Origin of the sequence: Ochrobactrum sp. BTU1, from assembly GCA_018798825.1 — a bacterium.
Taxonomy (GTDB): domain Bacteria; phylum Pseudomonadota; class Alphaproteobacteria; order Rhizobiales; family Rhizobiaceae; genus Brucella.
Genome location: CP076355.1, coordinates 1,530,809 through 1,554,432 on the forward strand (window position 1 = coordinate 1,530,809; position 23,624 = coordinate 1,554,432).

Consider the following 23,624-nt stretch of genomic DNA (forward strand, 5'->3'; position numbering starts at 1 on the left):
TGTCTGTCACATTATTCCACAATAGGAATTTGGTTCACATATATGAACATTGAAAACAACGGCGAAGTTAAATCGGCAGTCAGGGTTCTCGAAATTCTCGAATTCCTTGCTCGCGCTCACAAACCGGTCACATTGAAAGCGATTGTTACCGAACTGGGCTATCCAAAGAGCAGCACTTTCAATCTGCTCGCAACCTTGGTTGCGCGGGCTTATGTCGTCCGCGACGACACCGAGTCCTATAAGATTCATGATGCTTTCCGGAACGGCCCCGGCTGGTGCAGCGGTAGCGACGCCTATCTGATCGCAACAGCACAACCGATCATGGATGCCATGCGCGATACCGAAGGCGAGACGGTATTTCTCGGCGCGCGCCGTAAGGATGGTCGCGTCAAGCTTCTGGCCAAGAGTGCGAGCCATCAGGTGGTGCGCTTCGATTCTGATCTCACAGGCTCGGACCCCGCCTACTGCACTGCAATGGGCCGTATCCTTCTCGCGCATTGGCAACCTGAAAAGACAGCAAGCTACCTCGCCAAAGAACGCATCATACCGCTCACCGACAAAACAGTAATTGACCGCGTGCAGATCCGCCGCATCATCGATGCTGCCCGAGAAAACGGCTACGCGATTTGTGACGAAGAAGCGGTCATCGGCGGTTCAGGTGTTGCTGCACCGGTTTTTGATGCCAGCGGAGAGGTAATTGCCACGTTGAATATGGCAACGATTTCATCGCGGTTCACTGCTTGCCGGCAACGTATGATCGACGCAGTGATCAAGCATGCAGCCGAGTTGAGCGCTCGCCTTGGACATAAACCAGCACCAGCCACAACAGTTAAGCAGTAAAATGGATATACATTTCAAAGAGAAGCGAGTCCTGGTCACCGGAGCCGCGAGGGGAATTGGGCGTGCCATATGTGAGGCGTTCGCCGAAGATGGTGCATCGGTTACTGCAACGGATGTTCTTGATGAGGAACTGGCGAAACTCGTTAGTGAAGCACGTCCGGCACGCGGTGGGTCAATCCGTACCGCCCATCTTGATGTCACTGACGAAGCAGCAATTGCCGAATTGACAGCGGAAGCTGAAAAAGACGGCGGTTTCGATATTTTCGTGCATGTGGCAGGTGGGGTTCTTGGGCAGAAAAAACGCCCCCTTGAGGAAGTACCGGCTGACGACTGGGATCGTATTTACGATATTAATGTGCGTGGCGCATTTCTTGTCGGCAAAGCGGTCGTTTCCTCTATGAAAGCCCGTGGCACGGGCAAAATGGTATTCATTTCAAGTGGTGCGGGGCTTGGCGTTAGCCTGACCGGCATTCAAGCATATGCCAGTGCAAAAGCCGCCCTTATAAGCCTCGCACGCCAGCTTGGTCACGAACTCGGCCCATTCGGGATCAATGTCAATGCGGTGGCTCCCGGCTTCCTGCGCACAAGTCCCGATTATGAGCGACAGTGGGCGTCTTATGGCGACGATGGCCAGGCTGCGATGATCAATGAAATTCCGCTGCGTCGTATCGGACTACCAGAAGATATTTCCAATGCCGTGCTCTTTCTCGCTTCGCCCTATGCAAGCTGGATCACAGGCCAGACCTTATCGGTCAGTGGAGGACCGACAACATGACAACTGATACACCCGTTCCAACATGGACCTGGCCAGAAGAGCGGCTGCAGACCATCATGAACCGTGCTCGTGCTGGTCGTAGCTTCAAGCCGGCGGCTTGGGCCAATGGTGCTAAGTGTGCAGTTGGCCTGTCGTTCGATTCCGACCATGACACTTTCGAATTGCGTGATGGCGGCAAATCGATTTCTGCTCTTTCACAAGGACAATTCGGTCCAAGGCAAGGCATTCCGCGCATTCGTGCATTGCTGCGCAACAACAACATCCCCGCGACATTCTTTGTGCCAGCAGTTTCGGCGATCCATTATCCTGACGAGCAGCGCGCCTTAATTGATGAGGGCCATGAAATTGCCCTTCACGGCTGGATTCACGAACGAAATACTTTGCTTGATGGAGATACCGAGCGCGACCTGCAACATCGTTCTGCTGATGCGCTAGAAAAGATCACGGGAATTCGACCCGTGGGCATCAGAACGCCATCATGGGATTTTAGTGACAATACTCTGCACATTACCGCCGAAATGGGCCTACTTTACGATTCTTCGCTCATGGCAGACGTCGATTGTTATGAGCTTTTGCTGAATGGCGAGCCGAGCGGCGTGACTGAACTGCCGGTCGAGTGGATTCGTGATGATGCTGCCTATCTGGTTATGGATCGTTGGGGCGGTTTGCGTCCACAGATTGCGCCACATGATATTCTCCAGATTTTCATTCGCGAATTTGATGCTGCTTATGACGAGGGCGGGATTTTCCAGCTGACGATGCACCCGGATATCATTGGTCATCGGTCACGGATCTGGATTTTGAAAGAACTGATCGGCCACATAAAGCAACATCAGGATATTTGGTTTGCCACGCATGCGGACATCGCGCGCTTTGCAAAGCTAAACGGCTGAAAATATTAAACTTTTTTCGATAATTTTTCGAGCCCGACCTGAGTTTCAGGTCGGGATTTTCCGCTTTTTGATCAACGCATGTTGCCTTTCAGTATTCAGAACAAAATTCATATATATGAACCAAATTCCGCTTTTCATCCCTCGCAAGTGGGTACACACTTGATTTTGAAGAAGGGCGTGGAAACTCAATCCTAACAAGACTCCATCCCGAAACAATCATAAGAACGAGGGAACTATGTTCAAGAAAATCGCCGCTATAAGTCTATGCACCCTCTCCGTCCTCTACAGCGGAAGCGTGCTTGCGAAAGACTGGAAGACAGTCACAGTTGGCGTGGAAGGTGCCTTTCCGCCATTCAACCTCACCACTCCTGGTGGTGAGCTTCAGGGGCTTGATCTGGATGTTATCAAGGAAGTCTGCAAGCGTGCTGAACTTGATTGCAAGATCGTAGCGCAGGATTGGGACAGCCAGATTCCGTCACTTCTCGCTGGCAAGTTTGATGTGGTCCTGACGATGGGCCCCAACCCTGAGCGTCGCAAAGCAATCGACTTCTCCGCCCCATATGTAATCACACCCAATACTTTCCTGGTTCCGGCCGAAGGACCATTGGCCAATCTGCCTCACACAGGTGAAAGCCTCTCTACTGATACCGAAGAAGGTAAAAAGGCTATTGCTGATATCAAAGAAGCGCTAAAAGGCAAGACGATCGGCGCTTCACTTTCCACCAGCCAGTTGCAGTTTGTAGAAGAAAACTTCGGCGATGCGGTCCAAGTCCGAACCTATAAGGGATCGGAACAAATCAAGCTCGACCTGCAGTCGGGCCGCATCGATGGTCAGTATGACAATGTTGTTTTCGCACGTGATCGCGCGGAAAAAAGCAATGGTGTGCTGAAGATTACCGGACCACTTCTCGTCGGCGGCATTCAGGCAACGAACGTCTGCCTCGGACTAAGAAAAGACGAACCGGAATTGAAAGCCAAGCTCGATAAGGCCATTGGCGAAATGCAGGCCGATGGGACACTCTCGAAAATGTCCGAGAAGTGGTTCTCTATGGATTTGAGCCCGAAGAGTTAAGCGGGACACAAACAAAAAGCAAAAGCGCGCTGTTCTCACAGCGCGCTTTTTTTATCAGAAGTCCCAGTCTTCGTCTTCCGTCGCGACTGCTTTGCCGATCACATAAGAGGAACCGGAGCCGGAGAAGAAGTCGTGGTTCTCGTCGGCATTCGGCGAAAGCGCCGAGAGGATAGCCGGGTTTACCTTGCAGGCTTCTGCAGGGAACAGAGATTCATAGCCGAGATTCATCAATGCTTTGTTTGCATTGTAGTGGAGGAACTTTTTGACATCTTCGGTGAGACCAACGCCATCATATAGCGCTTCGGTATAACGCACCTCATTGTCGTAAAGCTCCAGCATTAGGTCGAAGGCAAAATCCTTGATCTCCTGCTTTTTGACTTCATCAAGCTTCTCAAGCGCGCGCTGATATTTGTAGCCGATATAATAGCCGTGAACAGCCTCATCGCGGATAATAAGGCGGATGAGGTCGGCCGTGTTGGTAAGCTTGGCGCGGCTCGACCAGTACATTGGCAGATAAAAGCCGGAATAGAACAGGAAGCTTTCCAGAAACACGCTGGCAATCTTCTTCTTGAGCGGATCTTCAGCATTGTAATTGTCGAGGATCAGCTGCGACTTCTTTTGCAGGAATTCGTTTTCTTCCGACCACCGATAGGCATCGTCCACGTCAGGCGTCAAGCATAGCGTCGAGAAGATCGACGAATAAGAACGCGCATGAACCGCTTCCATGAAGGAAATGTTAGACAGAACCGCTTCTTCATGTGGGGTCGAGGCGTCATCCATCAGTTTGACAGCGCCAACAGCACTCTGGATCGTATCCAGAAGCGTCAGGCCTGTGAACACGCGGATGGTGAGCTGCTTCTCTTCAGCTTTCAGCGTTTCCCACGACTGAATGTCATTGGAAAGCGGCACCTTTTCCGGCAGCCAGAAATTGCCGGTCAAACGGTTCCAGACTTCAAGGTCTTTGTCGTCTTCGACCCTATTCCAGTTGATGGCCCGCACGACAGCCGGCTTTTTCGCATTGTTGTTTTTAAACTGCATATTCATTTGTCTCTACCTTGATTTGGATCGGCGTGAGATTCTGGCTAAGACGTACAGTAAATGGTGGGGTTCGAGAGCCGGAGCGCAGCGTACATAAAAGTACCCGGAGCACCGGCTCGCAGAACAATGCCATTTGCAGTTCGCCAGAGCCTGAATATCCGCGATCCTAGAGGGCGCAGGAAACGCAGCCTTCTACCTGCGTGCCTTCAAGCGCCATCTGGCGCAGTCGGATGTAATAAATCGTCTTGATGCCCTTCTTCCAGGCGTAGATCTGCGCCTTATTGATATCGCGCGTGGTGGCGGTATCGCGGAAGAAAAGTGTAAGCGACAGCCCCTGATCGACATGCTGCGTTGCCGCTGCATAAGTGTCGATGATCTTCTCCGGGCCAATCTCGTAAGCATCCTGATAATATTCAAGATTATCATTCGTCATGAAGGCGGCCGGGTAATAGACGCGGCCAATCTTGCCCTCTTTACGGATCTCGATCTTGGAAACAATCGGATGGATCGAAGAGGTCGAATGATTGATGTAGGAGATCGAGCCTGTTGGCGGCACGGCCTGCAAGTTCTGATTATAAAGTCCGCCTTCCATGACGGCCTTTCTCAGTTCCTGCCAGTCTTGCTGCGTCGGGATCGCAATTCCGGCATTCTCGAAAATCTCGCGAACCTTCTCCGTTGCAGGCTGCCAGGCCTGATCGGTATACTTGTCGAAATATTCACCCGTCGCATATTTCGATTTCTCAAAGCCCTTGAACGAACTTTTCTGTTCAACAGCGATAAGATTGGACGCGCGAACTGCGTGATAGGCCACCGTGTAGAAATAGATATTGGTGAAATCGACGCCTTCTTCCGAACCGTAGAAAATTCGTTCGCGAGCGAGATAGCCGTGCAGGTTCATCTGACCGAGGCCGATAGCATGGCTTTCATCATTGCCACGCGCAACCGAAGGAACGGAGCCGATATGGCTCATGTCTGCAACGGCCGTCAGCGCTCGAATGGAGGTTTCGATGGTCTTTCCGAAATCCGGGCTATCCATGGCTGCTGCAATGTTGAGCGAGCCGAGATTACAGGAAATATCTTTGCCAAGATATTCATAAGACAGATCATCATTGAAGATGCTGGCTTCACTCACCTGCAGAATTTCAGAACAGAGATTGCTCATGGTGATGCGGCCATCAATCGGATTGGCGCGGTTCACCGTGTCCTCAAACATGATGTAAGGATAGCCGGATTCAAACTGAATTTCCGCCAGCACCTGGAAGAAGTCACGTGCGTTGATCTTCTTCTTACGGATACGGCCGTCATCAACCAATTCGCGGTATTTTTCGGTGACCGAAATCTCGGTCATCGGCACGCCATAGACGCGCTCGACGTCATAAGGCGAGAAGAGATACATATCCTCGTCGTTTTTAGCGAGTTCGAACGTGATGTCCGGGATCACAACGCCAAGCGACAGCGTCTTGATACGGATTTTTTCGTCCGCATTTTCGCGTTTGGTATCGAGGAAGCGCATGATATCGGGGTGATGGGCATGCAGATAAACCGCGCCCGCCCCCTGACGCGCACCAAGCTGGTTGGCATAGGAGAACGAATCCTCAAGCAGCTTCATCACCGGAATGATGCCGGAAGACTGGTTCTGGATCTGTTTGATCGGTGCACCGGATTCACGAATATTGGTCAGGCTCAGTGCCACACCACCGCCGCGCTTTGAAAGCTGCAAGGCGGAATTGATGGAGCGACCAATCGATTCCATGTTGTCTTCAACGCGCAACAGGAAACACGAGACCAGTTCGCCACGCTGCTTTTTGCCTGCATTGAGGAAGGTTGGTGTTGCCGGTTGATAACGGCCCGCAATGATTTCATCGACCATTTCGCGTGCGTGCTGTTCATTACCACGCGCAAGCGCAAGCGCCACCATGCAAACACGGTCTTCGTAGCGTTCGAGATAGCGCTTACCGTCGAAGGTTTTCAGCGTATAGCTGGTGTAATATTTGAACGCGCCGAGGAAGGTCGGAAAACGGAATTTCTTATCATAGGCATGATCGAAAAGATCGCGCACGAAATTGAAGGAATACTGATCCAGTACTTCCTGTTCGTAATAGCCTTCATCGACCAGATAATCGAGCTTCTCACGCAGATTGTGGAAGAAAACCGTGTTCTGGTTGACGTGCTGCAGGAAATATTGCTGTGCCGCCTGCCGATCGCGATGCAGCTGAATCTTTCCCTCGTCATCATACAGGTTCAGCATCGCATTGAGCGCGTGATAATCAAGCGAGGTCTCAGCAAGCTTCTGTGGCTTGCTACCCGATGCAGCACCCGTTGCCGCAGATGGCTCCTGCTTTTCCGATGAGGCGACCGTCTCGCGCTCACGGGTCAAGGTTGTGTCTGCCGTGTCCAAAATCGTTCCATCCCGTCTTTAACATTGCCAAGATCTTCGTCGGTTCCCAGCAACTCGAAACGATAGAGATAGGGAACCTGACACTTGGCAGAAATGATGTTGCCTGCGAGGCCAAAGGCCTCTCCGAAATTGCTGTTTCCAGCGGCAATGACGCCGCGAATGAGGGATCGGTTATCCGCATCATTGAGAAAGCGGATGACCGGTTTGGGAACAGCGCCTTTCGCGCCGCCGCCGCCATAGGTTGGCGTTACGAGCACAAAAGGCTCGTTGACCCGCAACAGGCCAGCATTGTCTTCGTAGCTTTCCAACGGAATACGCTTTGAACGCATTCCCAAACGCAGCACAAAGCGATGCGTGTTTTCCGATCGGCTGGAAAAATAGACGATCTGGCCCATCACAAACCCCGGCAGTAGACCGGCATTACGCCAGCGAGCTGATCATATCCGGACGGAAACCCGCCCAATGGGATTCACCCGCAACAACAACCGGCACCTGACGGTATCCGAGGCCCTGAACGAGATCATAAGCATCAGCATCGGCAGAAATGTCGATGACATCATATTCAATGCCCTGACGGTCGAGCGCGCGGGTGGTTGCGGTACACTGGACGCAGGCGGGCTTGCTATAGACGGTAACGTTCATTTTTTCCTCACTGGGGATGGAGCATTTCCAGCACTTTCGCAAAAGCATCTGGCGTTGGAGAATGCGTATAGACAGATGTTTTTATCCACTGCGCCTCAGGCAAATGAAGACGCAACAAGGCATTCGCACATGGCAAAATGTGCGTGAAAAGCAACGAAAACTGAGAGGCTCAACGCGCTTTCAGAGCGCGAATCCTTCAAACTAACCCGTAAAGGGCGGACCTGAACTGTTTGGTCTTGAATTACTCGACATGCTTGTCACCCCGAAGCTTATGAGAGGGATATACGGGGCACCAAAAAGACATGGCATTACAATGCCACAACTTATCGCGCGCCAACCGGACACCCCGCCCGTGGACGTTCTTGTTCAAGGCAGGTCTCCTGGCTCACGACTCAACGCCCGCATCCGTCTTCCCGGCCTGCGCCAGTGACATCTGGATATGAGCTCGCCGCTTACAGTTGCGGGGACAGCTACGGCTTAACAACATCCATCATGGATACCGCGCACCGTATTCCCATCTTCGCTTTTGATCCTCACGAATCGTAAGAACCTTGAACACAAGATATAGTAGCTGAAGTTAAAAAGTCGTCAATGGATAGACAGATCAAAAAAACTAAATCTAACCTTTGTTTCGTCCAGCCTGTGAATAGCAGGGATATGTAGCCGACTATTCCACAGGCGTAATCGCTTTGGGACGAAACTCGGGCTTTATGGCTTTTAAAGCCATGCGGTCCACTATATGTGGTGCCAAAAGTTTCAACCAGCGCCCCAAACGCATTTGACGCGTCAACAAAACTTCGCGTTTGCGATTGGCGATTCCATTCAGCATCAGCTCGACTGCCCGCTGAACAGACATCATATCGTCTTCGCGCACACCGCTTGTGCCAAGCACGCCACCGCTCGCGCTGTAACCCCTGGTGCGAATGTCAGTTTTGACGACACCCGGATAAACGATCGTCACCGAAATTCCGCTCGCCTCAAGCTCCGATCGTAGTGCCTCGCAGAACCCTGAAAGCGCAAATTTGGTGCCACTGTAGGCGGTGCGTCCCGGCACACCTATAAGTCCCGCAACAGATGAAACCGCTACAATGCGGCCTTTGGTTTTGGCGAGATGCGGAAGTGCTGCATGGATCGGCCAGACGCTGCCCCAGTAGTTAAGCTCCATCAGATCATGCATCCATTGCAAATCTTCCGGTTTTATCTCGGCAAAATTGGCATGGGCCGACATCCCCGCATTCACGATCAGCGTATCGATCCGCCCAAACGCAGTAGCCGTCTTTTCAATAAGCTCAATACAGGCATTGTGGTCCGTAACATCCGTTGGAACGACCAGTACTTGACTGCCTAAATGTTCAAGCTCCACAGCAAGTCCCTGCAACTTCTCGACATTGCGTGAAGCCAGAACCAGTGCTGCCCGCACCCCATCCCGCGCACTGAGCTGCCGCGCGGTTTCAGCGCCGATACCATCGGATGCACCTGTGATGATCGTTACTTCCATGAAGCCCTCCCTTGCTCCCATGAATGAACGTGTTCCTAAGCTTACGTTCCAGCGCACGTGGCCGTCCACTACAAGGATTTTGGGTATAGTCGCACCCTAGGTTCACAATGCCGTGTGGACCGAGCGTCAAAGAGTTTAAGGAAATCAATAAGCTGAAGAACGGTCTCCTCCAGGAAGCTATTGAATCGATTAAAATCCTTCGTCTTGGTCGAAGGGATAATTTGACAGCTGGGCTAAATATCCTGTATCGATCTACTAAATCCTGAACATTGTTCAATATATTGAACAATTAAGAAGAGGTCCTCCCAAGCATCTCTTCGGACAACCGGTGCAACGGCTGCATCGGAAAACTGTCGATCCGGCTTTCCTATACGTGAAAGCTGGATCGTTTGAAACCCAGCGCCTCTGTGCCGGCGAGGAATGAGAGACCTCGGCTCTGGGAAAAATTTGAATAAGGGTGGAAATAATGACTGTAGGTATCAAGCCATTTTCGTTCGACACGGTTGGCTCAATGCTTGTGGAATGGGGGGCTGCAAAGCGTCTCGGCGAAGTTCTGGGAGAACGTTTCTCAGAACGCAAAATCCTCATCGTGACCGACAAAGGCTTGCACAAGGCTGGCGCCCTGGACGAAGCGCTTGTTTCGCTTGAGAAGGCTGGCTTCGGCATCAGCATTTTTGATTCCGTCGTTGCTGATCCACCGGAATCAGTGCTGTTTGAATGTGTCGATCAAGCCAAGAAAGCGGGTTGCGATATCGTGTTGGGCCTCGGCGGAGGTTCCTCGATGGACATTGCAAAGCTTGCTGCAGTGCTAATCGTCTCCGAACAGGAACTGTCCGAGCTTTATGGTATAGGTAAAGTGCAGGGTACGCGGCTGCCGCTGATCCAGATCCCAACCACTGCTGGCACCGGATCGGAAGTGACCAACATCACGATTCTAACCACGGGTGAAACCACCAAGATGGGCGTCGTTTCCCGTCAGCTTTATGCAGATTTCGTCATTCTGGATGCCGAACTGACATGCGGTCTGCCGGCGCTTCACACGGCAGCCACCGGCATCGACGCCATGGTTCACGCCATTGAAGCCTATACCAGCCGTATCAAGAAAAATCCTCTTTCTGACGCATTCGCGCGCGAAGCGCTAAAGCTCTTGTCAGCCAATCTGGTTGCTGCCTGCGAAAGCGGCAATGATCGCCATGCACGCGAAGCCATGTTGCTTGGAGCAAACTATGCCGGTCAAGCCTTCTCCAACTCGCCGGTTGGCGCCGTTCACGCATTGGCTTACCCGCTCGGTGGTCACTATCATGTGCCCCATGGCCTTTCCAACGCCCTGATGCTGGGACCAGTCCTGCGCTTCAACATGGCGGGCGCAGCTCAACTTTATGCAGAGCTTGCAGACCTGTTGCTCGACAAGTCGGAGGGCACGACGGAGCAACGTTCGGCAGCTTTCGTTGATTATATGGAAGACCTGATGAACCGCTCTGGAGCACCACGCCGCCTGCGGGACGTTGGTGTCACCGAAGAAAGCCTCGAAACGCTTGCTCGCGATGCAATGCTTCAGACACGTCTTCTGGGGAACAACCCAGTTGAAGTAACAGAAGCTGACGCCTTGGCGCTTTATCGCGAAGCATTCTGATCCAACACTGACAATTCAAACAGCATCCCGGAAGGCGTGGCTATCATCGCCGCTCTTCGGGAGCGCTGTTTCGTTCCTTCGGAGTAAAACCTTGAGCACTGAACGCATCGACGGTCAGGAGCAGCCATATTGGCCTGCCGGACCGTTCAAAATCCGTCTGCCTTTCGTTCACTATAAATTCGAGTGGCCTGATTATTGTCAGGGCCTTTTGATGTGTGCAGTCGACCTCTCGGCCATTCCATTGATGGCCGAATTGCTCGGAATGCCATTTGAAGTGGCGCTGGCCGTCGTCGTTCTCAACGGCCTGTTCTACCTCACCCATCACCTGCTCGGCGACCCGGTCGTTCCGGGTTGGATCACCCCTGCCGTACCGCTCATTATGGCGTATTGCGCGACCTTTCCCGAAGGTCCGGAGCGGATCCATGCTCTTGTATCCTTCCAGATGACATTGGGGCTATTATCGATATTCATCGGCGCGACTGGCATCGCAAATCGCGTGATTGCCGCTATTCCGCAGGCGATCAAATCCGGTATTATCATTGGTGCTGGCTTTGCAGCGGTGATTTCGGTCTTTAAGGTCGGCGGCAACTTCGACATTTTCCCGTTCACCATCGCGATCTCGATCGGCCTGTGCTTCTATTTGATGTTCTCGCCGCAGTTCGCACGCCTTTCGCGCAATGGTGGCTTTTTCGGTTTGATCGGAAAGCTCGGCGTTCTGCCGTGCATCCTGCTCGCCGTGATTGTCGCTCCACTATTTGGCGAAGCAAAATGGCCCGAATTCCAGTGGACGATCTCATCGCCGGATTTCACGACGCTCTGGCGCGAATACACGATCTTTGGTCTCGGCCTGCCGCCCCTCTCGATGTTCCTGACGGCTCTGCCGACGGTTCTCGCTACCTATATCGTTCTTTTCGGTGACGTTCTGAAAACCAAGTCGATCCTCGGCGAAGCACAGCTTCAGCGCCCGGATGAAAAGATCGATTACAGCGCCGACCGCGCCCACCTTGTTTTCGGTATCCGTAACACCGGCATGTCGGTTCTCGGTCCCGATGTGACAATGTGCGGACCCGTATGGGCTGCGATGCAGGTCGTCATCTGCGAACGCTTCTCAAAGGGCAAGAAGTCGATGCACTCGCTCTTCGGCGGTGCGGGTTCGTTCCGCTGGGGCACCAATACAGGCTTGTTCCTGATGCCAATCGTGACGCTCGTTCAGCCGATCCTGGGTGTGGCGCTAACCCTGACACTGCTCATCCAGGGCTACGTTTCCGTTCGCATCGGCGTGATGGAAGCCCGCTCGCAACGTGATCTTGGCATCGCTGGTGTCACGGGTGCCGTTCTGGCGACGCGCGGTGCTGGATGGGCGTTTGCCACCGGCGTTGTACTCTGCTTGATTATCTATGGCCGAGACTTCTTCAAGGGCGAGACCGATCGCACCTTCGTCAAGGATCAGCAATCGCAGTAATCTGACCAACAAGTCTCCCGGAGAACCGCCGGGAGACTTCCAAGGCGAATAAGTTACCACAAGGAAGATTTGCCTCTTCAAGAATATTCCTATAGATTTCAGCCGCAGTCCGGCAATCGCATTTCTCCTCCCAACGTCTATTGCCGCGCGCTGCGTGTCAATTCGGAGTAAAAATTGCGTAGTGAACAATCTATTCTTCAAATATCCATAGCAGTTACTATTTTTGTTGCAGGCTTTGGTGTCGTTTTCGGCCTTTTGTCTGGATCATTTTCTATTGTCTTTGACGGTGTTTACATGTTTGCGGACGCTGCGATGAGCGGGCTTGCACTTGTTGTTGCCCGGCTCATCGCATTGTCTGCGCTACCAGAACCTCCAAGCGGGAAATTGCGTGATCGCTTCACCATGGGTTTCTGGCATCTTGAACCGATGGTTCTAGGCCTCAATGGCATCATGTTGACGGGGGTAGCGATATACGCACTCATCAATGCCATCGGCAGTCTGATGCATGGTGGCCGCGACCTCGAATTCAGTTACGCGATCTTCTATGCAGTTGTTGCTCTGATTGCATGCCTTGGCATGGCGTGGCTCGAAACCCGTGCCAACCGCAGATTGAAATCCGACTTCATTGCGCTTGATGCCAAGGCGTGGATCATGTCAGGTGGCATAACCGCTGCACTCCTGATCGCGTTTGTAGTCGGCTATTTCATTCAGGGTACCCGGTTCGACTGGGTGACACCTTATATCGATCCCGCTGTTCTCGCCCTAGTCTGTATCGCAATCATTCCGATGCCGATCGGGACCATCAAGCAGGCCCTTGCAGACATGCTGCTTGTGACACCTCTCGATCTCAAGCACCATGTGGATCAGGTTGCAAAAGAAGTCGTTGAGCGCAATGGCTTCAAGTCTTATCGCGCCTATGTCGCCAAGGTTGGGCGCGGAAAGCAGATCGAACTCTACTTCATCGTGCCCCCCGATCAGCCCGCAAGAAAGCTCGAAGAATGGGATGCATTACGCGATGAAATCGGCGATGCGCTTGGCGGCGAAGGTCCAGATCGCTGGCTGACGATTGCCTTCACCACGGATGTTGAATGGGCCGTTTAACGGCCCATTCAACATCCATTATTCAGTACGCTGACGACGTTTCGTCATCAGCATGGGCGCATATTCCAATACATACAGACCAAAGGCCAGCATCCAGAAAAGCGCCGAGGCCGCCAGCAATGTATGAAAGAAATTTGGCATCATTTCCGCGAATGGTCGGATTATCGCTGACAGTATCAGGCACAGATAGGCGATTTGGGTTGTGGGCGACGCGACAAGTTCACGTCCCGTGTGCCCGCGGGTGGCTCGCGTCATCACTGCCAACATCATGCAGCCAATAACGCCCACAGTCATAACGTGAAGAGCTGAAAATGGATTGAGCTGTTCGATTGCCGCCGCCGCTATGGCAACGAAACCGACAGGCACAAAGAAATAGGCAACGTGTAGGACAAGAACGAGCTTGTCTTTTGCCACGCTCCATCCACGCCAACGATAAAGCCGCACAAGATGCAGACAAGCTGCAATGATTGCGATGACCGCCGTCAGCGAATGTTCCGGTGCCACAGTCCAACTCACGCAGGCGATGGCACCAACAACAATAGCAAGACCATCATAGCGATTGAACGGCTTCGGAAAGCGATTGGCGCCCATACGATTAAGCCAATTACGGGTGAAGCTTGGGATGATACGTCCACCGATTAACATAACCAGCAGCACATAAGCACTAACTCCGGCGCGATTGGCAATGGCTATGTCTCCGTTTGTTATAGCCAGATAATGGAAGCAGATATTGGCAAGCATAACGATTGCCACGCCGATCAAAACCTTGAGGTTCTTCCATTGATGACCGGCAATGATTTCGCGCGAAGCGATAAACAAAAGCAACGGCAGAAAGAGGCTTTCAATGCCGATTGCGATATAGAGATCAACGAGATCGGGAACCAGAAAAACCAATCGTCCTAAGAGCCACACACTGAACAGCAGGGCAAGGGATTGTCCTGAAACTGGCAAGCGGCCAGTCCAGTTCGGAACGGCTGTCAAAAGAAATCCAGCAAGAATGGCCGACGAAAAGCCAAACACCATCTCATGCGCGTGCCAATTGAGCGCGCCATACGCGCCGCCAACCGTCAAACCGAATGTGAGAGAGAGTATCCAGAGCAGCATGGCCAGAACGGCCCATATTGCACCACCCAGAAAAAATGGGCGAAACCCATAGCTGAAGATCGCCGGGCCCGTCTTTTTATTGCCGCGAGCGATGGCTCCACGACGTTCGGAGGGCATTGCGAAGGGGGGTGTTTGAGCAGTTGAGGCTGCGGGGGTGGCCAGCAGGCCTTCCTTTATCGTCATGACGTCCTCATCATGGAACCGCAGCCAGAGCGCATCGTATCTGTCTCGAATTGACCTGCGCTCTAGCATCATAGAGTTATGCAGCAACGCTGCACATTTGAAACCCATTATTTCGCGCTGGCAATTGCCTTTTCGAGGCGCGCTTGAACGGGTTTGGGCTTCTTGGTAGCAACGATTTCTTCAAGATTGGCCGGATTATCACCGACAACGATCAGAGCAACCATGCCCATCGCATAGTGCGGCGTGCACTTGACAAAATATGCGCCGGGTTCGGAGACGGAAAGAACGTAATTCTCGTTAATCTTACTTTTGAATTTTTCCGCAGCGGGCGGGATCATGTCCTTGATCGACTCGACATTGTGTCCTTTGTCGACCGGAATGAATGTAATCGTGTCGCCGGGATTTGCCTTGATGTAGGCAGGCTCAAAAACCATTGCACCTTCAGCGCCCTTATTGAGCATATGAACCTCAATATTTTCGGCCAAGGCGGGAGCAGCCATCGCAAAGCAAAGTCCGAATGCTGCGAAGGGAATCGCAAACTTACGCATCTAATTTCATCTCCATGGGCCGGCCTCTGCAGCATCATGATGGTGCCCGAAGAACCGCGCTGTTGGAGATTTAGACCGACTCCGTTTCATTCTCTTTGATTGGGATCAAACACATTCAATATTGTTGATTATGACAGTCAGATATCTCGGACAATCTGCTGAAGCGCCCCTTGGTCGATCGAGAAACGATGGTGATTTGCATCACACAGCGAAAAGCTGCTTCGGCAAGAAGTCGAGACTGCACGCCAAAATAAGCGTGACTTGCATGCCACATATCCCGTTAATCACAGATTACACAAAAATTGTAGGTTGCGATTAGCGCAACGATTTCATGTCTTTGCGATGTGTTTCAAAACGTACCCACAAATGTGATCGCCGTTTGTGTTGACTATTAACACTTCGTTAACCACAGTTTGTTGCAATCTGTTACACTGCGTTACAATCGCAATAGCAGGCTATTTTGATACGAGGTGCATATTGGAAAAAATACGGCAGATAAAACAGCAGTCCTTACAGGTAAGGAATAGCTCTGCCGTGTCCCAGATGACATCCTTCTGGGGCCTTATGCGCGCTTACTGGGTATCCGATCGCTGGAAAGAAGCCTGGGCCCTTACATTTGCTATCTTCGTTTTCACCGCCTTCATCAGCAAAACCACCGTATGGGTTGCAGAAGCTTCCGGGCTTCTGATGAACTCGATCGTCAATGTGAAAAGCGCCCCTGTTCAGAACCCGCTTATGGCAATTGCTATGAATGCTGGCGTACTGATCCTCCTGATGTTGGCCAAGGATGTGCTTCTGGTCGGCTTACGACATCTTCTGTCGACGACATTGCACCGCAAATGGCGTAAATGGCTAAACGATAGCTTCTCTGATGCAATGCTGGATCGAAATCACACCCATTTTCATCTGCAGCAGGGCAAGGGTTCAAACCTTCCCGACAACGTTGACCAGCGCCTGCAGGAATCCATCAAGGGTATGACGGGCGGTGCAATCGGTCTTGTGATGGGTGTTGTCGGCGTCGTGCTTTCGGCTTTCTTCGTCGGCCAGAAACTATTGGAGATTTCGACCGAAGTAACCGGCCTCGAGTTCCTCGGCTCTTATGGTGGTGCAGTTCTGGCTTTCACCGCGATCATTATCTATGTGCCGATTGGCACACTGATTGCGATCAAGATTGGCCGCCAGCTGGAGCGTCTTAATCTCGGTATGCAGAAAGCTGAAGGTTCCTATCGTGGAGAGTGGACCACGCTTCTGCGCCGCAGTTTTCAGATATCAGCCTCAGATGGCGAATCCGTCCAGCGATCCGTGAACAAGCGTCTTTACAAAGAAGTTGATGGCACCTGGAACAAACTTAACCGCTTTGATGCTGCCTATCTGGCCTTTTCGCAAGCCTATGGATTCATGTCCAACCGCATCATTGCTTATATTCCGGGCCTTGTTCCCTATATGAGCGGCGCTGTCAGCTTCCGCAATTATGTGACGGGCGCTGAACTGGTTGCAGCCATGATTAATGATTGCTCCTGGTTCATTCAGGTCATGCCAGCCATTGCCAATCTAAGGGCAAATGCCGGGCGCGTGACGGGTCTCGCCCAGGCAATCGACAATGTTCAGGAACCAGCTGCGTTCTATGCAGCGTCGGGGATCAACCGCTTCAAATTCTCAACCCAACATTCTCGCTTCGGTCTTTCCGTTCGTGATCTCACGCTTATGCAGGGGCCAGACACTCAAGCACCGTTCCTGCGTTCGGGCGTGATAAACATCCGCAGTGGTGACTGGGTCTACATGCGAGGAGAGTCCGGTTCCGGGAAAACCTCTTTCATCAAAGCACTGAACGGACTTTGGCCCTATGGCACCGGTGACATTATCTATCCGCAAAATGCGAAGTCAATTTATGCAACACAGGAAGCAAAGTTTCCTTCGGTCTCACTGAAACAGCTCGTCTGCCTTCCTGATGATGAAGCTGAGTTCAACGACCTCTCTATTGCTGTCGTGCTGCATGAAGCTGGTCTCGGTGAATTTATCGAACGTATGAACGACGCAGATGCCGACGGCTCGCCGTGGGATATGGTGCTTTCGGGTGGACAAAAGCAGAAATTGGTGCTGGCACGCATTCTACTTCACAAGCCGGCTGTCATCTTCCTTGATGAAGCTACAGGCGCGCTTGATCCTGTATCAAAGCTTCGCTTTCATACAGCGCTCAAGACGCGCTGCCCTGATGCGATTGTCATCAGCATCATGCATGAAGAGAAACTTCCAACGCTGGAAAATGGCGAAAGCGTCTATTCGCATGTTCTTGAAATTCGCAACGGATATGTCTCGTTGCGTCCAACCCACTACACAATCGATACCGGCGTAGCCATGGTGGCAGCTGAATAGAGAAAAGAAAGCTAAAAACGGTTCGCCTTTGAGAAGTGGATTTCTTGTTCAGCTCAATCAGCAGGGGCATCATGGTCGGATGGATTACACAAGCTATGTCTATATCGTGATAGCCTTGCTGCCCTTCATTGCCTGGGCATCAATCATCATCGCCCTTTCCAATAGCTGCGAAACCATACAGCAAAAAAAATCGAGAACGAACGGAACGACAGACCACGAACCGGCGGTTGAAGTATCAATGATCCCTTATGGACTGATATTTCCACTTTATTACAGTTATCCATCTGACCGTCGTAATCTGGGCTGACGGCCGATCCGGCCAAATGCAAACATTTGACCGGACGCTTATTTTCAGGCCGCAGCTAAATCTGCAAAATCCCCCTGGCGCGTAAACGCGATGCCCTTGCTGTCGAACAAATGGCAGGACTGTGGGTTGATACCAACCTTGATTTCGGCATCACCGCTGATCGGTGCTGTACCAGGCGTGATGATGCAGAAGGTTTCACTCATGCCTTCCGGCACGCTGTAGACGATGGTCTGCTGTCCAAGGCGTTCAATCACGGAAGAACGCACGGTAATTGAGGTCGAGCCCTCGCCAATCGTGACATGCTCGGGACGAATGCCTAGTGTCAGCGGCTGGCCCACTTCTGGACGAGCGGCTTCTTCACAAAGAACCGGGAGAACCAGTTCATCGTCTGCGAGCTTCAAACGGGCATAACCATTGCTCTCAAAGCCAGCAAACGTCACCGGCAGCATATTCATGCGCGGGTTGCCGATGAAACCAGCAACGAAGCTGTTGCGTGGACGATGATAGAGTTCGAGTGGCGTACCAACCTGTGAGATGTTGCCTCCTTCAAGCACCACGATACGATCGGCCATGGTCATGGCTTCAACCTGATCATGCGTCACATAGATCATGGTTGCTCCAAGCTGCTTGTGCAGTTTTGTCAGTTCGATACGCATATCGGCGCGAAGCGCTGCATCGAGATTGGAAAGCGGCTCATCAAACAAGAAGATCTTAGGTTCACGTACAATCGCACGGCCAATGGCTACGCGCTGACGCTGCCCGCCGGACAACATGCCAGGCTTCTGTTCAAGACGCTGATCCAGATGTAGGATCGAAGCCGCATGTTCCACTTTGCGCTTAATGGTAGCGTTGTCCGCACCTTCTACGCGCAGTGGGAAGGCAATATTTTCGTAAACGCTCATATGCGGATAAAGCGCATAGCTCTGGAACACCATCGCGATGCCACGCTTGACCGGAGGCAGGTCGTTGACGCGCTTTTCATCGATGACGATATCGCCCGATGTCGTATCCTCAAGGCCCGCGATCATGCGCAGAAGTGTGGACTTGCCGCAGCCCGATGGTCCGACAAAGACCATAAACTCGCCTTCTCTCACTTCAAGGGATACGTTCTTGACGACGTCAAATTGGCCGAAGCTCTTGACAATATTCTTGAGGGATAATTTTCCCACGCTGCTCTCCTGCGGCCGCAAATTCGTGTTCGATACACCGCCCTGCCGTTAATCCCAGCAGGGCGGATCATTTATCGATTTAGTTCAGCTTCTTCAGCTCTTCATCTGCCTTCTTCAGTGCATCTTCAGGCTTTGCATCGCCTGTAATGACGGACTGAACCATGGCAATCATGACGTTCTGGAAACCGCGCCAGTCTGTGAAGAGTGGCTCTGCGCCACCATACTGAATGCCTTCGATCAGAGGGCGCCAGTAAGGAATGTCCACCATCACTTTATCAACTGCTGGCGACGGACGCATTGGCGTCAGGCCTTCGTCGGTTGCCAGTTCATACTCTTCCTGAACGGCAGGCGAAGTGATGTACTTGGCGAACTCGGCAGCCTTTTCTTCAACGCCCGAATCCTTGAAGATTGCAAGAGAGTCGGTCACGACCAGCGTACCCGGACCCTTGGCATCTGGACCAAGCGGAAGCGTTGCGATACCCCAGCCGAACTTCACGTCCTGAAGGCGAACAGCGGCACCCGATCCGCCCTGGATCATGCCAACCTTGCCGTCGAGGAAGATTGCGCGAACTTCGTTCTGTTCGTAAGCCGTCGGGCCTTCCTGCGCATATGCCTTGATGTCGTTATAGGCATTGAGTGCAGCAAGAACCTGCGGGTTGTTGATGACGACTTCACCCTTGTCGTTCATGATCTTGCCGTCATTGGTGTAAACCCAATGCAGGAACTGGTGAACAGTGTTGTCGAAGGTCTTGGCCGACAGGCCATAGCCTGGAATGCCGGTCTTTTCCTTGATGATCTTGGCAAATTCGATTTCTTCAGCCCAGGTCCGTGGTGGCTTTTCAGGGTCAAGACCGGCCTGCTTGAACAAATCCTTGTTCCAGTAAAGAACCTTGGTCGAAAGCGCGATCGGAACGCCCCACTGGGTGCCGTCATAGGTGACGGTTTCAACGACGTGTGGGAAATAGGTTGCCTTTTCCTCATCCGTCATCGGAACGGACACGATCATGTCGTTGTCTGCGAATTCCTTGAGGGTGCGTGAACCAACATAAGCGATAGCTGGCGGTGTGCCCGCAGCAGCAAGTGTGGTTGCCTTATCCTGGCACTGTGCCCAGCCGACCACTTCTACAGCGATCTTCCAATCCGGGTTCTTTTCTTCCCAGGCCTTGATGTATTTATCATGCGTCTTGTCGAGCTTGTCGCCGCAATAGATCCATGAGATTTCCTGCGCTGCAGCTGATGCACCAAGCGTGCTGAGCATCGTACTGCCTGCAAAAACAAGCGCCGCAGCCCCCATTTTGAATATCGTCGTCACCTCTGGAAACTCCCTTATGTTGGTAGATTGTGTAGACGGATTGTTATTGCTTCACCGCGCCCGCAGTCAGACCCCCGACCAGATAACGCTGTAAAAGGAAAATAATGATCATCGCCGGTGCGATGCCGATGAACGATGCCGCCATCAACTCATTCCAAACGACTTCCTGCTTGCCGAAGAAGGCAAAGAGGCCAACCGGCAGCGGCATGTATTCCGCCTTGGAATTGAACGTCAGCGCGAAGATGAACTGCTGTGCATAAGCACCAATGAAGGTGGTGATGGCCACAACGATGATACCCGGCATAGCAATTGGCAGAATGACACGGCGCAGCGTGTAGAACTGGCTCGCGCCATCCATGTAGGCGGCCTCATTCAGCTCACGTGGAATACGCATCATGTAAGTGCGCAGTAGCCAGATCGCCGCCGGAATGAGGAATGCCACACCTGGCACGATCATCGCCGCATAGGTATTTAGCAGCTGGAAGCTGCGCATTAGACGAAACAGCGGAATCAGCAGAACCGCACCAGAAAACATGTTGATCGCCAGAAAGCCACCAAGGATCAGCCCTGCGCCGCGAAACTCGAAACGCGAGAAAGCGTAAGCGGCGGGTACCACCAGAATGAGAACGATGATCGTAACCACCGAGGAAATAAAGAACGAGTTGAAGATATAGCGTCCGAACTCAGGCACGCTCTTCCACATTGAGAAATAGGCATTGAAACTGCCATTCTCGGGCCAGAACGTATAAGGCGACGAGAACAGCTGATTGAGCGGCTTCAGCGAAACTAGAAAGCCCTCGATGAACGGCGCCAGCAGAAAAAACAGGAACGCTGCAATGCCCACATAGGCAGCGATTTTTTCATACCATGTATAGCGGTCGATAAGCGGCGTATTTTGCGGTTGGCTCATTATCTTTCCCCTTACGCAAGTTTTTCCGGGCTGATGCGCCGCGTGACACGGAAATAGGCAAGGCAGAATAACGAGAGAAATATGCAGATGGTTACAGCACGTGCAGCCCCCTCACCATAACGCTTCGAGCCGATAGCCGTCTGATAGGTGTCGATAATCATCGTCGTGGTCGAGCCGTTCGGGCCGCCCTGCGTAAGGATCCAGATGATGTCGAACGAGTTGAATGTCGCAATGGTTGAAAGCATCGACATGGTGATGATGGCAGGCAGCATCAGCGGCAACGTCACACGGCGGAAACGGTACATACGGCCTGCACCATCCGTCCACGCAGCTTCATAGAGATCCTTTGGGATCGCCTGAAGGGCCGCAAGGAAATAGAGCGTCACCATCGGCACACCAATCCAGACGTCCGTGACAATCGTTGCCCAGAAAGCCGTACTGCCATAAGCGAGGAACGCAATCGGTCCATCGACCAGTCCGGCGCGCTGAAGCATACCGGAAATCATGCCAAACTGGCCATTATACATCCAGCTCCACATGAAGATGCCGATAGCCATCGGCACGATCCACGGCGGCATAATCATCAGGCGGAACAATGCACGCCCCGGCAAAGCCATGTTGAGAAGCACCGCTCCAAACATGCCGATCGATATCTTCATCATTACCGAAAAAAACGTCCAGATGAATGTCCGACCAATGACAGCCAGAAACTGCGCATTGGCGATCTTTTCATAATTGGCCCAGCCAACCCAATTGGTCGTGCGACGCAGCGATGCATCGGTAAAGGACAGGATGAAAGTGTCGATCAGCGGATAGGCCACGATGGCCAGCACATAGATCAGTGCTGGCGCAAGCATGACCCACGCAAAGATGACTTTGGAGCGTTGCATTCCCATTTATCAGATCAAACTTTCTGAAGTGCTGTGTCAAAGCGGTCCCAGACGGGACGCAGATCGATGACCGTGCGCTTTTCGCGCGCTTCATCCATTGCCATGGCAAGAATGCCTGCTTCCATTGCATCAAGCGGCGAAACAGGAAGCGGTCCGGCATGCATGACATGCGCGATCACTTCTTCCGCCATCTTTTCGTCTGCGCCATAGTGCTGTGAAAGCGTCGTGCGGGTCGCATATTCCTTGTGAATAGTGCGCTTTTCATTCAGCACTTCATGCACATCGAAATAACCGCGGATAAAGTCGCCCTCAGCCTGACCACGCGTTCCGAAAATCGCAAAGCGGCGGAACTGGTCCGGCGCATTCAGATTCGTATGGAAGTTCATGCCGACGCCGTTGGCATATTCAATGATCGCCACCTGATAATCGATGATGTCACCGTCGGAATCGAAAACCTTGTCCGAGCCTTCCCAGCCCGTCGGCTTGCGATGGAACAGCGACATATCGTTGATACCTTCACGACGCGGATCATTTTCCGGAATGAATGTCTTGCGGCCGCCAAAGCTTGCAACGCGTTCAGGGCGCGAGCCGATCACACTGTTGTAAAGATCGAGATCGTGACAGCACTTCTCTAGAAGAAAGCTACCCGACCACTTCGAATAGCGGCGCCAGTCGCGCATGAAGAATGCGCCATGGTATGGATAAATATGCTCTGCGGCTTCGACCGAAACGATATTGCCCAGCATACCGTCACTCTTGGCCTGCATCAGATCACGATACATCGGCGCATAACGCAGCACCAGGCCAACAAGCAAACGCTCCTGACCATGCTTGGCAAGGAGCTCAGCCAGCGCATAGGTCTGCTCGATAGACGACACAATCGGCTTTTCCGTGAAAACAGTAAGACCCGCTTCAAGACCCACGCGAATATGATCGAGATGCATGTGGTTTGGCGAGCCGATCATCAGCAGATCGAACTTCTCGTTGGCGATCAGCTCTTCCGGCGTTGCATATTGCTTGCCAGCCGAAATGCCATGCTCATCCAATTCTGCCATGCCCGCTGGAGCAGGATCGACATAGCCGACAATCTGGAAATCGGGATCAAGCGCATTGAAGACAAAACCCAAATAACCCAGACGATAGCCCAGTCCTACAATGCCGACTTTCACGATAAACTCCCATGCGGTTTTTAGTAAGATGAAAATCTACACCACAAAATGTCAAGAAAAAACACACAGAATTTAGCAAAACAAAAACTTTTCACACAGACTTGAAGCGGTTCAGAAACAGCATTCCTGAACGCCTGCCTGAAAAGAAACCATATTGCTCGAAATCGGATCAATCTGTTCAAATTCCAATCGACGAAGGCGCGAGTTGAAATTTTTTCGAATTAGAACAATTGCTTATACCAAATCGAGCTTCCTGTACCAGTGCCACAGCGCGCTGAACCGCGATGTTGACGCGATAAAACCTCAC

Annotated in this window: 21 protein-coding genes and 1 riboswitch; of the genes, 9 read left to right on the forward strand and 12 right to left on the reverse strand. The window is 52.2% G+C overall.

Features of this window, described 5'->3' with window-relative positions; genetic code table 11:
- The first annotated feature begins 42 nt into the window (after positions 1-42).
- From KMS41_18435 to KMS41_18450, 4 genes are all read left to right on the forward strand, one after another.
- Complete coding sequence (locus KMS41_18435; protein ID QWK79438.1) at positions 43-840, forward strand: IclR family transcriptional regulator; 798 nt, start codon at positions 43-45, stop codon at positions 838-840.
- 1 nt (position 841) lies between these two features.
- On the forward strand, positions 842-1,615 hold the full coding sequence (locus tag KMS41_18440; GenBank protein ID QWK79439.1) for an SDR family oxidoreductase: 774 nt from the start codon (positions 842-844) through the stop codon (positions 1,613-1,615).
- Entirely contained in the window at positions 1,612-2,508 is an 897-nt protein-coding gene (locus tag KMS41_18445; GenBank protein QWK79440.1) for a polysaccharide deacetylase, read from the forward strand. The genes KMS41_18440 and KMS41_18445 overlap by 4 nt, the downstream gene beginning before the upstream one ends.
- 235 nt (positions 2,509-2,743) lie before the next feature.
- The gene (locus tag KMS41_18450; GenBank protein QWK79441.1) at positions 2,744-3,580 is read left to right on the forward strand and encodes a transporter substrate-binding domain-containing protein; all 837 of its coding nucleotides are present in this window, start codon (positions 2,744-2,746) and stop codon (positions 3,578-3,580) included.
- A gap of 54 nt (positions 3,581-3,634) precedes the next feature.
- On the opposite strand, the gene nrdF is transcribed toward KMS41_18450, so the two are convergent.
- From nrdF to KMS41_18475, 5 genes are all read right to left on the reverse strand, one after another.
- Complete coding sequence (nrdF, locus tag KMS41_18455; protein QWK79442.1) at positions 3,635-4,624, reverse strand: class 1b ribonucleoside-diphosphate reductase subunit beta; 990 nt, start codon at positions 4,622-4,624, stop codon at positions 3,635-3,637.
- A 160-nt stretch (positions 4,625-4,784) separates the two neighbouring features.
- Positions 4,785-7,016 (reverse strand): class 1b ribonucleoside-diphosphate reductase subunit alpha, encoded by a 2,232-nt coding sequence (gene nrdE / locus KMS41_18460; GenBank protein ID QWK79443.1) that lies wholly within the window; start codon positions 7,014-7,016, stop codon positions 4,785-4,787.
- Positions 6,992-7,411, reverse strand: coding sequence for a class Ib ribonucleoside-diphosphate reductase assembly flavoprotein NrdI (gene nrdI, locus KMS41_18465; GenBank protein QWK79444.1), 420 nt, complete (start codon positions 7,409-7,411; stop codon positions 6,992-6,994). Before nrdI ends, nrdE begins: the two co-directional genes overlap by 25 nt.
- Before the next feature lie 25 nt (positions 7,412-7,436).
- The gene (gene nrdH / locus KMS41_18470) at positions 7,437-7,658 is read right to left on the reverse strand and encodes a glutaredoxin-like protein NrdH (GenBank protein ID QWK79445.1); all 222 of its coding nucleotides are present in this window, start codon (positions 7,656-7,658) and stop codon (positions 7,437-7,439) included.
- A gap of 352 nt (positions 7,659-8,010) precedes the next feature.
- Positions 8,011-8,227: riboswitch (cobalamin riboswitch) on the reverse strand.
- Positions 8,228-8,325: 98 nt separating this feature from the next.
- Positions 8,326-9,156 carry an SDR family oxidoreductase gene (locus KMS41_18475; GenBank protein QWK79446.1) on the reverse strand — a complete coding sequence of 277 codons (831 nt, stop codon included), beginning with the start codon at positions 9,154-9,156 and terminating at the stop codon, positions 8,326-8,328.
- 466 nt (positions 9,157-9,622) lie between these two features.
- Here KMS41_18475 and KMS41_18480 point away from each other — a divergent pair, with 466 nt between their 5' ends.
- From KMS41_18480 to KMS41_18490, 3 genes are all read left to right on the forward strand, one after another.
- On the forward strand, positions 9,623-10,789 hold the full coding sequence (locus KMS41_18480) for an iron-containing alcohol dehydrogenase (protein QWK79447.1): 1,167 nt from the start codon (positions 9,623-9,625) through the stop codon (positions 10,787-10,789).
- 91 nt (positions 10,790-10,880) lie between these two features.
- Entirely contained in the window at positions 10,881-12,251 is a 1,371-nt protein-coding gene (locus tag KMS41_18485) for a hypothetical protein (protein QWK79448.1), read from the forward strand.
- 174 nt (positions 12,252-12,425) lie between these two features.
- The gene (locus KMS41_18490) at positions 12,426-13,352 is read left to right on the forward strand and encodes a cation transporter (GenBank protein QWK79449.1); all 927 of its coding nucleotides are present in this window, start codon (positions 12,426-12,428) and stop codon (positions 13,350-13,352) included.
- Between the two features lie 18 nt (positions 13,353-13,370).
- Here KMS41_18490 and KMS41_18495 read toward each other — a convergent pair whose 3' ends face one another.
- Together KMS41_18495 and KMS41_18500 are read right to left on the reverse strand one after the other, a co-directional pair.
- Positions 13,371-14,639, reverse strand: coding sequence for an NnrS family protein (locus tag KMS41_18495; GenBank protein QWK79450.1), 1,269 nt, complete (start codon positions 14,637-14,639; stop codon positions 13,371-13,373).
- A 107-nt stretch (positions 14,640-14,746) separates the two neighbouring features.
- Positions 14,747-15,187 carry a pseudoazurin gene (locus KMS41_18500; GenBank protein ID QWK79451.1) on the reverse strand — a complete coding sequence of 147 codons (441 nt, stop codon included), beginning with the start codon at positions 15,185-15,187 and terminating at the stop codon, positions 14,747-14,749.
- Between the two features lie 534 nt (positions 15,188-15,721).
- Here KMS41_18500 and KMS41_18505 point away from each other — a divergent pair.
- Positions 15,722-17,560, forward strand: a complete 1,839-nt coding sequence (locus KMS41_18505; protein ID QWK79452.1) for an ABC transporter ATP-binding protein/permease — start codon at positions 15,722-15,724, stop codon at positions 17,558-17,560.
- A gap of 79 nt (positions 17,561-17,639) precedes the next feature.
- A complete protein-coding gene (locus KMS41_18510; protein QWK79453.1) occupies positions 17,640-17,867 on the forward strand; it encodes a hypothetical protein in 228 nt (75 codons plus the stop codon).
- 44 nt (positions 17,868-17,911) lie between these two features.
- On the opposite strand, the gene ugpC is transcribed toward KMS41_18510, so the two are convergent.
- The 5 genes from ugpC to KMS41_18535 all read right to left on the reverse strand — a co-directional run bounded on the left by ugpC (position 17,912) and on the right by KMS41_18535 (position 23,317).
- The gene (gene ugpC / locus KMS41_18515) at positions 17,912-19,036 is read right to left on the reverse strand and encodes a sn-glycerol-3-phosphate ABC transporter ATP-binding protein UgpC (GenBank protein QWK79454.1); all 1,125 of its coding nucleotides are present in this window, start codon (positions 19,034-19,036) and stop codon (positions 17,912-17,914) included.
- A 79-nt stretch (positions 19,037-19,115) separates the two neighbouring features.
- A complete protein-coding gene (locus KMS41_18520) occupies positions 19,116-20,330 on the reverse strand; it encodes an extracellular solute-binding protein (GenBank protein ID QWK80316.1) in 1,215 nt (404 codons plus the stop codon).
- A gap of 61 nt (positions 20,331-20,391) precedes the next feature.
- A complete protein-coding gene (locus tag KMS41_18525) occupies positions 20,392-21,258 on the reverse strand; it encodes a carbohydrate ABC transporter permease (GenBank protein ID QWK79455.1) in 867 nt (288 codons plus the stop codon).
- 11 nt (positions 21,259-21,269) lie between these two features.
- Complete coding sequence (locus tag KMS41_18530) at positions 21,270-22,154, reverse strand: sugar ABC transporter permease (GenBank protein ID QWK79456.1); 885 nt, start codon at positions 22,152-22,154, stop codon at positions 21,270-21,272.
- Positions 22,155-22,162: 8 nt separating this feature from the next.
- Positions 22,163-23,317: a Gfo/Idh/MocA family oxidoreductase gene (locus tag KMS41_18535; protein QWK79457.1), complete on the reverse strand. Its 1,155-nt coding sequence runs from the start codon at positions 23,315-23,317 to the stop codon at positions 22,163-22,165.
- Positions 23,318-23,624: the final 307 nt, after the last annotated feature.

Excerpts from the sequence above, each read along its gene's own strand:
- KMS41_18435 (QWK79438.1), top strand. The coding sequence starts at position 43 with ATGAACATTGAAAACAACGGCGAAGTTAAATCGGCAGTCAGGGTTCTC.
- KMS41_18440 (QWK79439.1), top strand. The coding sequence starts at position 842 with ATGGATATACATTTCAAAGAGAAGCGAGTCCTGGTCACCGGAGCCGCG.
- KMS41_18445 (QWK79440.1), top strand. The coding sequence starts at position 1,612 with ATGACAACTGATACACCCGTTCCAACATGGACCTGGCCAGAAGAGCGG.
- KMS41_18450 (QWK79441.1), top strand. The coding sequence starts at position 2,744 with ATGTTCAAGAAAATCGCCGCTATAAGTCTATGCACCCTCTCCGTCCTC.
- nrdF (QWK79442.1), bottom strand. The coding sequence starts at position 4,624 with ATGAATATGCAGTTTAAAAACAACAATGCGAAAAAGCCGGCTGTCGTG.
- nrdI (QWK79444.1), bottom strand. The coding sequence starts at position 7,411 with ATGGGCCAGATCGTCTATTTTTCCAGCCGATCGGAAAACACGCATCGC.
- nrdH (QWK79445.1), bottom strand. The coding sequence starts at position 7,658 with ATGAACGTTACCGTCTATAGCAAGCCCGCCTGCGTCCAGTGTACCGCA.
- KMS41_18475 (QWK79446.1), bottom strand. The coding sequence starts at position 9,156 with ATGGAAGTAACGATCATCACAGGTGCATCCGATGGTATCGGCGCTGAA.
- KMS41_18480 (QWK79447.1), top strand. The coding sequence starts at position 9,623 with ATGACTGTAGGTATCAAGCCATTTTCGTTCGACACGGTTGGCTCAATG.
- KMS41_18495 (QWK79450.1), bottom strand. The coding sequence starts at position 14,639 with ATGACGATAAAGGAAGGCCTGCTGGCCACCCCCGCAGCCTCAACTGCT.
- KMS41_18500 (QWK79451.1), bottom strand. The coding sequence starts at position 15,187 with ATGCGTAAGTTTGCGATTCCCTTCGCAGCATTCGGACTTTGCTTTGCG.
- KMS41_18510 (QWK79453.1), top strand. The coding sequence starts at position 17,640 with ATGGATTACACAAGCTATGTCTATATCGTGATAGCCTTGCTGCCCTTC.
- KMS41_18520 (QWK80316.1), bottom strand. The coding sequence starts at position 20,330 with ATGGGGGCTGCGGCGCTTGTTTTTGCAGGCAGTACGATGCTCAGCACG.
- KMS41_18525 (QWK79455.1), bottom strand. The coding sequence starts at position 21,258 with ATGAGCCAACCGCAAAATACGCCGCTTATCGACCGCTATACATGGTAT.
- KMS41_18530 (QWK79456.1), bottom strand. The coding sequence starts at position 22,154 with ATGGGAATGCAACGCTCCAAAGTCATCTTTGCGTGGGTCATGCTTGCG.